This window comes from Streptomyces sp. NPDC026417, assembly GCF_055567695.1.
The window spans coordinates 1-13,077 of record NZ_JBVHPY010000050.1 but is presented as its reverse complement, the minus strand read 5'-3'; the positions used below and the strand labels follow the sequence as shown (position 1 = coordinate 13,077).

Annotated in this window: 4 protein-coding genes and 5 pseudogenes; 7 read left to right on the top strand and 2 right to left on the bottom strand. The window is 61.1% G+C overall.

Features of this window, described 5'->3' with window-relative positions; translation table 11 throughout:
• Nucleotides 1–395 precede the first annotated feature (395 nt).
• Nucleotides 396–1,223: a sterol desaturase family protein gene (locus ACZ4NT_RS37360; protein WP_467729799.1), complete on the top strand. Its 828-nt coding sequence runs from the start codon at nucleotides 396–398 to the stop codon at nucleotides 1,221–1,223.
• A gap of 322 nt (nucleotides 1,224–1,545) precedes the next feature.
• Here ACZ4NT_RS37360 and ACZ4NT_RS37355 read toward each other — a convergent pair.
• Nucleotides 1,546–2,141 (bottom strand): annotated as a pseudogene (locus ACZ4NT_RS37355) (IS5 family transposase); the annotation flags it as partial.
• A 1,033-nt stretch (nucleotides 2,142–3,174) separates the two neighbouring features.
• On the opposite strand from ACZ4NT_RS37355, the gene ACZ4NT_RS37350 reads away from it, so the two are divergent.
• The gene (locus tag ACZ4NT_RS37350; protein ID WP_467729797.1) at nucleotides 3,175–6,126 is read left to right on the top strand and encodes a helix-turn-helix transcriptional regulator; all 2,952 of its coding nucleotides are present in this window, start codon (nucleotides 3,175–3,177) and stop codon (nucleotides 6,124–6,126) included.
• A 789-nt stretch (nucleotides 6,127–6,915) separates the two neighbouring features.
• A pseudogene (locus tag ACZ4NT_RS37345) lies at nucleotides 6,916–7,026 on the top strand (IS5/IS1182 family transposase); the annotation flags it as partial.
• Between the two features lie 400 nt (nucleotides 7,027–7,426).
• Here ACZ4NT_RS37345 and ACZ4NT_RS37340 read toward each other — a convergent pair.
• Nucleotides 7,427–8,219, bottom strand: a pseudogene (locus ACZ4NT_RS37340) (IS5 family transposase).
• Nucleotides 8,220–8,379: 160 nt separating this feature from the next.
• Between ACZ4NT_RS37340 and ACZ4NT_RS37335 the strand changes: the two are divergent.
• From ACZ4NT_RS37335 to ACZ4NT_RS37320, 4 genes and pseudogenes are all read left to right on the top strand, one after another.
• Nucleotides 8,380–8,471, top strand: a pseudogene (locus ACZ4NT_RS37335) (IS5/IS1182 family transposase); the annotation flags it as partial.
• 376 nt (nucleotides 8,472–8,847) lie between these two features.
• Nucleotides 8,848–10,008 (top strand): annotated as a pseudogene (locus tag ACZ4NT_RS37330) (IS110 family RNA-guided transposase).
• Nucleotides 10,009–10,436: 428 nt separating this feature from the next.
• Nucleotides 10,437–11,534 carry a glutamate ABC transporter substrate-binding protein gene (locus ACZ4NT_RS37325; RefSeq protein ID WP_467729795.1) on the top strand — a complete coding sequence of 366 codons (1,098 nt, stop codon included), beginning with the start codon at nucleotides 10,437–10,439 and terminating at the stop codon, nucleotides 11,532–11,534.
• Between the two features lie 288 nt (nucleotides 11,535–11,822).
• Nucleotides 11,823–12,896, top strand: coding sequence for a PrsW family intramembrane metalloprotease (locus ACZ4NT_RS37320; protein ID WP_467729793.1), 1,074 nt, complete (start codon nucleotides 11,823–11,825; stop codon nucleotides 12,894–12,896).
• Nucleotides 12,897–13,077 lie beyond the last annotated feature (181 nt).

Sequence of the window (13,077 nt, the reverse complement as noted above, 5' to 3'; positions counted from 1 at the left end):
TCATGACCCGCCGCCTCGCCCACGAAGCCACCCCCAACTGGCGTGACAACTAAGCCAAATGAAACGGACAACCCAAAATCAAACGCTCACTGAGAGGGCGTTTGAGGTAGGCAGATTGCCCTTTATGCCCTAGTAAGACGGTGTCCTATGTGGTGAGGCGTCCTTGGTCTGGGCTCGTCGTGGGCGCGGGACGTGGAGTTGGATCGTTCCGGACGGGTTATGGGAGATCGCCGAGCCGCTGATCCCGCCGGCGAAGGTGCGGCCGCAGGGCGGTGGAGCGCGGGGTATGCAGATTCCTAATCACGTGCCCGGGTTCACGTCGCGGCCTCTTGACGGTTCGAGACTGAGTGACAATGACTCTAGGCGCAGGTACATTGCACTCCTATAGTCCGCGCATGCCACAATTGCCCGATGCTGTGCTGTGGTCAATACCCGCATTCGTACTGCTCGCCGCACTGGAAATGATTAGCTACTGGATCCATCCCGACAATGGCACCGCCGGGTATTCCCTCAGCGACACCGTGACAAGCCTGTCAATGGGCCTTGGGAGCATTTTCTTCGATTTCCTCTGGAAGATCCCGATCGTTGCGATCTCTACCATAGTCTATGGGCTGACTCCGCTCCGGGTGCCTACCACATGGTGCGCGACACTCGCGACACTGATAGTGCAGGACTTCTTATTCTACTGGCAACACCGTTGCCACCACCTAGTCCGGCTCTTATGGGCGTGCCACGTTGTGCACCACTCCAGTCGCTATTTCAACCTCTCTACTGCTCTGCGCCAGCCGTGGACTAGCCTAACCGTGTGGCCCTTCTACGCTCCGATGATTATCTGCGGGGTACATCCGGCGGTGCTGGCGTTCTGCTCGTCATTGAATCTCGCTTACCAGTTCTGGATACACACTGAGCGCATAGGCAAGTTGCCTCGCCCAGTAGAGTTAGTTTTCAACACTCCCTCGCACCACCGCGTCCACCACGCCTCGCAAGGCGGATACCTGGACCGGAATTTTGGCGGCATCTTGATTCTCTGGGACCGAATTTTCCGCTCCTTCGCCCCCGAGATCGATCGCCCGATTTATGGGCTGACCAAAAACATCGAAACGAACAACCCGCTCCGCGTCGCCACCCACGAGTACGCAGCGATCGCCCACGACATCACAAGCGCCCGCACTTGGCACGACAAGGCGAGCTACCTCCTGCGCGGTCCCGGCTGGCGCCCATAAGGCGATCATCATGCTTGGAGGGGAGCGCCAGACACGTCCGATCGCCAAGATACTCCCAGCGCTGCAATGAAAATGAGTCCGGGAAGGTCTATACGGAGCTGATGCCGAATCGCGAGCAAGTCGGAGGTCACGGGGAATAATGCGGTTCGCTTAGATTCGGCCAGCCAGTGAGCCCTTTCCAACCTGGCGTCCGTGCTGGTCAACACTCTGCTCCGGTCGGGTCTCCGCAGTCTGCATAAGCCTCTGACCGCGGCCTCCGCAGTCGCCGGACGCTTACGAAAACCTCCTGCGGACCGCTCCGAACGGCTCACGCGCCAGGCACGGGGCGGATGCCACGCTGCCAGAGCAAGCGCCGGTACTTGTCGTGGTCGTAGCCGCGGTCGGCCAGCAGTGCGTCTGGCCGCCGGCGCGGTCTGCCGACCCGGCCCGCGACGGCCGGGATCTTGTCGAGCAGCGGCACAAGCTGGGTGACGTCGTTGCGGTTCCCGCCGGTCAGCGACACCGCGAGCGGGATGCCCTGCCCGTCGACGATGAGGTGGTGCTTGCTGCCCGGACGCGCTCGGTCGACCGGACTGGGCCCACTTTCGGGCCCCGTCGGGCCACGCGGACGTGCGAGGAGTCGATCACCGCCCGGGACCAGTCCAGCTTGTCCTTCGACCGCAGCTTCTCCAGCAGCACCCCGTGCAGTTGGTCCCAGACGCCGGCCTCGTTCCAGACTGCCAGGCGCCGCCAGCAGGTCATCCCCGAGCCGAAGCCCAGCTCCTGGGGCAAGTACTCCCATTGGATCCCCGTATGCAGGACGAAAAGGATCCCGCACAGGGCTTGGCGGTCCGGCACTCAAGGTCTGCCCTCGACCTGCTTCGGCGCCGGCTCGGGCAGCAACGGCTCGATGAGTGACCAGAGTTCATCCGACACGATCCACGGTCGCGACTGGCGTTTCCCCACGACGAGATTAACGAGCGGACAAGCCAACAGTCACATGATCAACAGCTTTTGTTAGAGCCAGTTAGCCGACCGCGCCTACATGGGCGCACCTCATAAACTCGCCTGCTGCCCCATTGCTCACCGCCGACAACTCTGGCACTGTGCTGAGGCTGGGATGCAAGGCCACTGGTCGGCTATGGATGTCCGGGGGCATGCCATGATCCGGCCTTGTGGATGACCATTCGCTTTCACCCGCCTGGCTGGTCTCGTGGACAGACAAAGTCTCCGCCACCCTCACCGCAATGACAGGCGAGTTCGAGCGCCGGCACGGCTTCTCCGTGGCGCCAACGAAGTCCGGCTGGCCAACCGCCACGATCAAACCGCGGCTCGCGCCCTTGCCCAGGCGAGCCTCATCCCGGCCAACCTGGTCCCCTTCCCAAGTGACATCCTTCTGCGACTCCCGCAGTACGGCGTAGTCAATATCGGCGCGGACCAGGGGGACCACGGTTTGGTCATCGGCTCGAACGGCGGCGGCCTGTCCTACGTCGCGAGCCTTGGTGGGTTGGTACATCGGACGAGGACGGCCTCGCTGAACGAACCGGAGCTCGACAAGGAAGCCGATGACCTGCGGCAGTGCCTCTAGAACTGCTGGAGCAATCCTTGACGCGGTTCCTCGACGACGGCGAGCCGGATCTCTGAAGATCAGCCCGCGCGGCCCATTCCGTTAGACGCCCTTCGTCCGTTTTATGACGTTCTATAGATAAAAGGTAGACATTAGGTGAGGAGGTTCCGGCTGCCGCCAACTCGAGCACCGTCACTTCGAGGTCCCCCTACACGGGCCGGAGGCGGTTACGCCTTGTCGAGTGCAACAACGATGCCGCCATTTGTTCTAGTCTTGAAACGGGTTTTGCGGTCGCACGGGGACACCTGCTTGGGCGACGTACTATCGCACCACGGCCGGCTGGGACTAGTGACTGGCCCCCTCTGCCTTAGCCCCCGTATCGATTCGAATCAGTAAGGACTTGAAGTGGACGAGACCAAGCGCCGGGGAGAGACTAAAATGACCAGCGCCGCGTCGAGGTTGTGGGAGCGGGAAAAGGAATGCCTCGCCTTGGACGCAGCAATGAACGCCGCTGCGCACGGGAGGGGTGGGCTGCTGCTGATCGAGGGGACAGCCGGGATCGGTAAGACCCGGCTTCTTACCCAAGCAAGACAGAGAGCCTCAGAGTCCAATTGGGACGTGGTCTCAGCGCGGGGAGCTCACCTAGAGCGTGACTTCGCGTTCGGGATAGTGCGGCAGTTATTCGAACCTTTACTAGCTGGCTTAAGTCCGGCCGAGCGGATCACCCTGTGGGGCGGTCCCGCCGCCGGGGCCAGGCGAGCCTTCGGCCCAGTCAGCCCGGCCGCAGAACTCAAAGGGGACTTTGCGGTGCTGCATGGCTTGTTCTGGTTGACCATCAACGCTTGCCAAGATCGGCCGTTGGTGCTGCTGGTGGATGACTTGCAGTGGTGCGACATCCCCTCGCTACGTTTCCTAGTCTACTTATTGCCTCAGCTTAAGGAACTTCCGGTACTAGTTGCAGCCGCCCTGCGTACAGGTGAATCAGCGACGGAGGCTCAGTTGCTGGGGCAGCTCACCACAGCGCCCGAGACGAGGATATTGCGGCCGGCTCCACTCAGCCCGACCGCCACAGCCAACCTGCTGGACGGAACACTCGGCGACGATGCGGTGCATCCGGCATTTGCCGCGGCTTGCCACGAGATGACCGGGGGAAACCCATTCCTTCTGTGTGAGCTAGCCCGCACCCTCACCGCTGAGGGGATCGACCCCACTGAAGCCAACGCCCCTCGAGTAACAGACCTGGAACCGCAGGCCGTGACCCGGCTAGTAGCCGTGCGGATGGCCAGGCTCTCTCCCTCAGCAACGAACCTGGCTCGGGCAGTTGCGATCCTTGGGGATAGTGCGTCACTTGCCACCGCCACCAGCCTGTCCGGATTCATGTCTGCCTCGCATCACCCGGAAGCCCTGCGCCTAAGCGGTGACCAGGCCAACGTCGGCACTAGTATTTGCCCGCAAGCCCTTCCCACCGGTGTACCGCACACCGAGGCACTAGCCGAGTTGGTAGGTCAAGGCATCCTGGGTTTCGACCTGCCCCGAACAGGCCGCACGCCCGCCGCCCTGTCGTTCGTGCATCCACTGGTGCGCGCCACCGTCTACCAAAGCATCGACCGTGCCGACCGCGCGACTGCTCACCACTACGCAGCCAGACTGCTTATCGCCGCTGGCGCCGAACCGGAAAGGGTCGCCGCTCACCTTCTGAGCACTCCTCCCGCCGCCGATTCCGCCACAGTTGACATCCTGCGGGCAGCAGCCAACGCCGCTACCAGCCGCGGCGCTCCCGACGGCGCCTATGCCTACCTGTGCCGAGCTCTGTACGAGCTGCCCACAGACCAACACCTGGATCTCCTCGTTGAGGCCGGACAGGCCGCGATGCTGGTTACCCTTCCTGCCGCCGCTATTCATCTGCAGCAAGCCCTGGACCAAACCAATGACCCTGTGCAATACGCCAACATCGCCATCCTCCTGGGGCCTACGTACGCCTACTTACTGGACACAGACCGCGCTCTCGCCGTGATTTCTCAGGCTCTGCATCAGTTACCGTCTGGGGAAGAGGAACGCATACGGCGTCTTGAGGCGTGTCTCCTTGATACGGCAACGTGGTACACCGGGGATGCCGATGTCTTTGCTCGCTTGCCTGCCCTGTATCGACTTTCCTCACATGACAGCGTTGCTGGCCGCTTACTCGATTGCGTGATTGCCGCCCGTGAAACCCTGCTTGGAGACCCGGCAGCCGTGCCCCGTGCCCGACGGGCGTTGACTGGACAGGCTCTCTCTAACAGGGAGGGCAGCGATCCTGCCCTAATGTGCGGGTGGAATGCCCTGCTAGCTGTAGACGATAACGCTGTGCTCGAAGGACTGCAGAGCGAGGTGAGGCAAGCCCACCTGAACGGTTCGCTATATACCCTAGCCCAGGCATACACCTTGCGATCTGCCGCGTGGCTGAGGCAGGGCGAATTACGCGAAACCGAACACGACGCCCGAGAGGCCCTACGTGTGGCAGCACTTGCTGGATTGGATGCTGCCCGGTACTTCGCAGGCACCTTTCTGGCGCAGACCCTGACCGAGCAAGGACGACTCTATGAGGCCGAACAGGCCCTCGCAGCGATTGGAGTCCTCGCCACGCCCATACCTTCGGGCCCTGTATATATGGCACTTGCCGCGCTGGCTGGCCTCCACCGACTACGCGGCGACTATGAAGCAGCTTTGAACGCTGCGCAATTGGCTCAGCGTTCATGTCAGAAATATGACATCCGTAACCCAGCCGTCGTTGCTTGGCGCACGGAGGCGGTCTTGGCTCTTCAAGCGCTAGGCCGTAGTAGTGAAGCGCATGCGATAGCCGTAGAAGATTGCCGCCTGGCCCGCCTATGGGGAGGACCTAACGCTCTGGGCCGAGCACTGCGCGTATCTGCTCTGCTCGTAGGTGCCGATCAAGGCATACCTCAACTGCAGGAAGCGATTGAAGTACTCAAGGGCAGCTCAGCGCGTTTGGAATATGCCAAAGCACTCGCGGACCTGGGCAGTGCGCTGCGCCGAACCAGGCAACGCAAAGCTGCTCAGATTCCGCTTCGTCACGCCTTGGACCTGTCATCTCGGTGTGGTGCCGCTTTGTTGGCCGAGCAGGTGCGTGCCGAATTGGCCGCGGCAGGTGGGCGCCCTAGACAACATGCACTGACCGGACCGGAGGCGCTGACGCCTAGCGAGCGACGAATCGCTAAATTGGCCGCGGGCGGAGCGACTAACCGACGCATCGCGCAGCTGTTGTTCATCACTCCCAAGACCGTTGAGGTCCACCTGTCAGCTGTTTACCGCAAACTGGGCATTACCACGCGCACACAACTGGCCAGTGCGCTGACATGAAGTTGCAAGACGTATCGGGCAGCCTCTACGTCCTACACCAAGCAGGTTAGGGGTTTCTCAGCTTGTAGTGGTTCCGTCGTGGAGCAGCGACTAGGGGTCTGGCGCGGTGGTGGTGAGACGGAGGACGATCTCGGTTTGGTTGTGCCGCAGGATCGTGGAGAGTTGCGAGCATGGAGAGGGGAGATCACCCGTTTAACTGGTTCTTCAGAAAGAGGCTGGAATCGATCTTGGCGTTGCTGTTGCTGTTGCTGTCAGGGCAAGGTTCTGCAGGTTTCGGATGATCTTGTGCTTGATGACCTGTGGGAACGAATAGCCCTTCCGCTGCCTCCTCGCGCGCCGCGGCGCCGTCGGCATCCGGACCGGCTACCTATCGAGGATCGCGTAGCTTTGCGCAGCATCGTTTACATGCTGTCCGGGAGTGAGCTGTGCAGACGTTTCGGCGGAGCGGATCGGCTGCACAGCGGGGTGACGTGCTGGAGGCGACTGCGCGACGGGACAGAAGCCTGAGTCTGGCCTCGACTGCACGAGATGCTCTTGGCTGAGATCCGGGCCAAGGCCAGCTGGACAAGGATGACGCCGCGATCGATGCCTCGCATGCGAGGGCCCTCAAATGGGGGGCCCACACCGGGTCTTCGCCGGTGGCCGCGCCCGTCCGGGCAGCAGCACCACCTGTTTGGCTAGGGATCCGTAGCGCTCGAGAGGCTAATGAGTTGGTGCGTGATAGCGGGTGGGCATTCTCTGCTGGCGAGGGACATGGTTGGCCGTTCCGTGAGGGCCGGCCCGGAGTACCTGCGGAAGTGGCTATGGGGCAAGCACATCGGCGTGCGCATTGCCCGCAAGGGGGTCAAGTCCGGCGACCCGTTGGGGCGCCGACGCTGGGTCATCGAACGGACCATGTCCTGACTGACCGGCTACTGCAGACATAAGCACCGCTACACGTGCCTGGATCTTCCTCGACGAATCAGGCGTTTCCCTGCTCCCTCAGATCCGCCGCACCTACTCGCCTCAGGATTGCTCCAGCAGTTCTAGAGGCACTGCCGCAGGTCATCGGCTTCCTTGTCGAGCTCCGGTTCGTTCAGCGAGGCCGTCCTCGTCCGATGTACCAACCCACCAAGGCTCGCGACGTAGGACAGGCCGCCGCCGTTCGAGCCGATGACCAAACCGTGGTCCCCCTGGTCCGCGCCGATATTGACTACGCCGTACTGCGGGAGTCGCAGAAGGATGTCACTTGGTGGATGGAGGAAGTAGCCGCTGCCCACTCCGCCCCGGTGCAGTCACTGAAGCGGTCTTACTGATCGTTTCAGAATGAGGTTCGGAGCTGTCTCAAGCAGATGATGCTGCAGGCGAGTTGGAGCAGGCCCAGGTGGAGACTGGCACGTATCTGGTAGCGGATCCGGAGTCGCTTGAAGTGGTGGAGTCAGGCGAAGGTCCGCTCGACGACACAGTGAGTCTTTCCCGGCCGTAATCATGGGCCGTGCCTTCGCGGGCGATCTTTGGTGTGATGCGCGGGTCCGGAGGAGGCGCCGGTCCTTGTCGTAGTCGTAGCCGCGCGTCCGCGAACAGCCGTTGGGGCCGGTGACGAGGTCGGCCGCGTAACCCCCGGACGCGAGGTATGGCGTCCAGCAGGGGCATCAGTTGGGTGACGTCATGACGGTTTCCGCTGGTCAGCGTGATGGCGAGTATTCCGTGCCGGTCGACGATGAGGTGGTGTTTGCTGCCGGGCCGGGCACGGTCGACCGGCGAAGGTCCGGTGTGAGCCCCCCTTTGGCAGCCCTGACATGCGAGCCGTCGACCGTCGCGTCATCCATCTCTGGCAGACCTGCTCCCCGCAGCTCTGCCAGCAGCACCTTGTGCAGGCGGGGCCAGACGCTGGCCTCGGTCCAGTGACGAAGACGCCGCCAGGCCGTCACACCGCTACAGCCGACCCGTTCAGTCGGAACATCCCGCCAGCTCACGCTCCTGCACAGCACGTAAACGATGCCCCGCAACGCAACCCGGTCATCCGCCGGCAACCGCTGCCGCCGAGGCGGACGAACAGGCAACAACGGTTCCACGCGTTCCCACAGGTCATCAGGCACAAGATCAGCAGACACCCAACAGGTCCTGCCGACCAACACCCAACTGCCAAGCCACACAACGAATTCTGAAACGATCAGTAGGGAGGGGAACGGCTGGAGGACGAACCAAGTCGATCCCGATCGATCCGGTACTGCGGAGACTAGCCGTCCGGCTGGAGGAGGTGGTCAGATCCGCGAATGCCTGGGACGCTCCCGTGGCGGATTCACCACCAAGATCCACCTTGCCGCCGACGGACGATGCAGCCCCTCGCCTTCCTCCTGACACCCTGACACTACGGTGACGGGCCCCAGCCCGAATCCTGGCCGTCCTCGACCTCGCCCGAACGTCTACTACACGAACGACCTGCCCGTTTCGCCACCTTTGGCCTGGCTAACCCCCTTACCTTCTTGGTGGCCCCGCAACGGGACGCCCGCCTCCGGAGTTGGCATGACTTTCTCTCCCTGTCGAACGCATGGCCTGGGGGGGTGTCACCAGCCCCGGAGGCACTGACAGACCGCTGACTAGGGGCATGACCACCGGCATCTTCGCAGGTCGGAAGGCTCTTCGTAATGTGGATGTGGCAATCGGTGCCGAGGGACGGCCGGGCGGGAACGACCAGAGGAAGCGCGTGATCGACGTCAGCGAGATCAGCGCCTCCTCGGCCTGGACGTCGGCAAGGGCGAACACCACGCCACCGCCGTCACCCCGGCCGGGAAGAAGGCCTTCGACAAGCGGTTGCCCAACAGCGAGCCCAAACTCCGCGAGGTCTTCAGCAAGCTCACGGCCAAGCACGGCACCGTGCTCGTGGTGGTCGACCAGCCCGCCTCTATCGGTGCCCTGCCGATTGCGGTCGCCCGCGACATGGGCTGCGAGGTTGCCTATCTGCCTGGCCTGACCATGCGGCGGATCGCCGACCTCGACCCCGGCGAAGCCAAGACGGACGCCCGCGACGCGTTCATCATCGCCGACGCAGCCCGCGCGATGCCTCACACGCTCCGCTCCATCGAACTCGCCGACGAGACAGTCGCCAAGCTGGAAACAATCGTGGGCTTCAACGACCACCTGGCCGGCGAGGCCACCCGCATCAACAACCGGCTGCGCGGCCTGCTCACCCAGATCCACCCCACCTGGAGCGAGTCCTCGGCCCCCGAATCCAGCACCCGGCCGTCCTGCGCCTGCTGGACCAGTTCGGGTCCCCGGCCCAGATCCGCAAGGCCGGACGCCGACGGCTGGTCAGCCTGATACATCCCAAGGCCCCGCGCATGGCCGAGCCATTGGTCGAGGACATCTTCACGGCCTTGGACGAGCAGACCACGGTGGTGCCCGGCACCGACGCGGCCGCGCTGATCGTCCCTAGCCTCGCCAACTCACTCCAAGCCGTCCTCGACCAGCGTAAACTCCTCACCACACGGATCAAGGAACTGCTGGAGGACCACCCTCTTTCGAAGGTCCTGACGTCCATGCCGGGGATCGGCGTCAGGACCGGAGCGAGGATCCTCATCGACGTCGGCGACGGCAGCAACTTCCCCTCCGCCGCCCACCTCGCGGCCTACGCAGGTCTCGCTCCCGCGACCCGCAGCTCCGGCTCGTCGATCCGCGGGGAGCAACCATCCCAGCGAGGAAACAAGCATCTCAAATCGGGCGTTCTTCCTGTCCGCGATCGCGGCACTGCCCGACCCGGCCTCCCGGTCCTACCACAGACCGCTCAGGGAAAAAGCACCACACCCAAGCCCTCCTCTGCCTCGCCAGACCACGAGCCGACGTACTCTCGCCATGCTCCGCGACGGCACCTTCTACGACCCCCAACCCGCCCCCACGGGTTGACGAAACCCGTAGGCGCACCCCACCACCAAGACCCGCCGCACGACAGGTCTCATCAAGCGATAGTTGCGCAGTGCCGCAGTCAGCGGGGACGGCGTAGGAGGACCCACGGCTGGCCTGCGATCCACGTTGCGGTACGGCGACTCCTCAAGGTCGAGAACTTCGTTCGCAAATTCCTGGGGTCCCCCCCCAATGCCTCCGCCTGCCTGCCCATGTAGAACAGGGAAGGACGAGATGAGCTGAACCCAACTGGTGGCAGTCGCTGCACGAGTTGCCTCGACTTCAGTACCATTTTTCGGCTTCACAGGAATATCACTGTCACTTCGCGAACAGCTAGACGCATTTGGAATAATGGGATTCAGGGCGACCTCGGCAAATTCGCCATTGCGGCGGTAGGGGATCAGGGTACTCGCCCAAAATGAGGAGTCGACGTGAGAGAAGACGAGGGAAGCACGAACGGCGTTGCAAATGCCAACGAGCGTAGCTCTATCACCGAAACGATGGGTTACGGAAATGGTATCACTCCAGCGAGAAGGATTGCCAGCCGAAGCCTCAAGTTTTTCACGACGACGATTGTTGCACCTGCTATTGTGACGATTTTCTCCACCGGCGCTCTGGCTGCATTCTCATGGGTTTCCGACGCAGTTGGCGATGGCGCGGCTGCGGCCACTACAGCTTCGAACGGAGTTACTTCCCGCGAATCCGCTGTTCTATCCGCCGCAACCAAACGCGGTTACCTGATTGTTGGCGTTGAACCCGATATCCCCGGCCTGGCTATTAAGGATCCTACTACAGGTACCCTTTCAGGTTTTGACGTTGATTTGGTCCGTTCGGCCGCGAAGGAACTAGGCTTCCCCGAATCAAAACTTCGGTTCGTTGCAGTGAACAGCACCACTCGCGATTCCGCGTTGGCAGTTGGTCGGGTAGATCTAGTCGTGGGGGCATACAGCATGACGGCCGACCGTGAAGAAAAAGTTGACCTCGCGGGGCCCTACTATCTGACTAGCCAAGCATTACTCGTTCGGTCCGAAGAAAAGGGGGTGGGAGAGCCAAGCGACCTCAACGGGAAGAAGGTTTGTGCGGTTAGTAATTCGACTTCCTTTAAGAATGTCCGGAAGTACTTCCCGGACATCGACCTCAAGCTCTCTGCCCGCTACAGTCAGTGTGTGGCCGACCTTAAGAGTCGGACCGTTAGTGCCATTGTCGCAGATGACGTCATCCTCAACGGACTGCGCTCGAATGACCCAAGCCTGAAAATAATCGACAGCCCGATCCATTATGACGCGTACGGGATCGGAATTAAACAAGGCGAGGCGGCTCTCGGTGAAAAGTTATGTAAGGCGCTCGACAACTTTTCCCGCAGTGGGTCTTGGCAGAAATCTTTCGATAAGTGGCTTGCACCTTTTGGCGCTGCCGAGCAGTCGCCACCGAGCGACTGCGGCGGTGATTGGAAAGCGGTGGCCGACGGAACTCCCCCACTATCTAGCAGGACCTCATCTCGGGCAGGCGGTACGAGCTTTACCCGATAGCCAGAAAGTGAAATTTTACTTTTACTCCGGAGAAATATTCTTAGATCACTCGTTTCTCACCATCGGAAACCATGAGAAGTCAAAAGATCAGCAGATCTCGGCGAGCCCCAAGAGGCAACAATGAGCGACCAAACGGCGGGAAAGTTTAACATACCATCCTTTTCGGGATTCATAGAAGCATCAAATTTCACAGAACGGGGCGATCCGAGGTCTCCCACCCGGGTCATCGCGGCTCGCGTTTTGCGCGATCTTTCCATCGTAATCGTCCTAGCCGCCTGCGGAATGACCGTGGCGCGAATTTTCTATTCCCATCTGGGTGGTGATGGGTTCCTAGTCGGATTACTGCTAGCAATGGCTCCGGTCCCATTTGTTGTATCTGCGTTCCTCTGGCTCGACCGGGTGGAGCCAGAGCCGGCAAGTCATCTCTTCTTGGCATTCTTCTGGGGCGCGTGTGCGGCCTCCCTATTTGCGGTTGTATTCAATGCGAAAGTGTTAAATGCGATTGCCTCAATGTGGAGTTCCACGGATCCTCACTTTATCCAGATAGTCGCTGTAGCGCCACCTGTCGAGGAGTTCGGTAAAGGCATACTGATCGCCCTTTTGGCATCCTTTAGGAGTGCAGAATTTGATGGGGTGGTAGACGGTATCGTCATTGGCGGCATTGCGGCGGCAGGATTTGCCTTCGCTGAGAACATCGTTTATTTTGGAAGTTCATGGATGCAGGATCCGAAGGCTGCTGGCGGAATCACTGCACTGGCCGTGATGCGCGGAATATGTTCCCCCTTCTCTCATCCGCTTTTTACCGCTATGACGGGAATAGGAATTGGGGTAGCAAGTCGAACTACCAGCAAGCTTCGGCGATTTTACTATCCAGTCTTGGGTTATCTGGCGGCCGTAATACTCCATTCCGCTTGGAATATGTCAACGGAGTTGGGTTCAGGGTTCGTTCTGTCCTACGTTCTCTTCATGATGCCCTTGTTCGGTGCAGCTGTCTGGCTCGCAGTCCGGTTCCAGAACACAGAGGTGCTTCTGCTTCGGAAATGGCTTCCGGTGTACGCGAAAAAAGGCTGGATCATGCCTGCAGACCTTCATATGCTCTGCAGTCCTGCAGAGCGTCGTCGCGCATGCCGTACTGCCCGCCATAGGCTGGGACGGCAAGGTGCTCGATCGATGCACCGTTACCAGGCGTGTGCAACGGAACTGGCTTTTTTGAGGGACAAGTTATCGCGCGGGATGGTTGAAGATGGATTCACTCTTCGTGAGGCGAATCTACTTTCACACCTCTACAAGGAATCCAATTTCCTTGAGGAGCGGTTGGCGAATAGTATCTCTGAAGTGAATGCCGAAAATATTCGTTCATGATTGAAGATTCACGGGTTCACTTATGTCACCCGAACGGTTGGCGAGGCGCGATCGCGGCAGAGTTACGAGTTGGTGCGTGGTAGCGGTTGGGCATGCTCTGCTGGTGAGGGGTATGGCTGACCGTTCGGTGTTGACGCATCCGTTGTTCACGGGGATCTCGACAGCTCATCTGTCGTCTTTG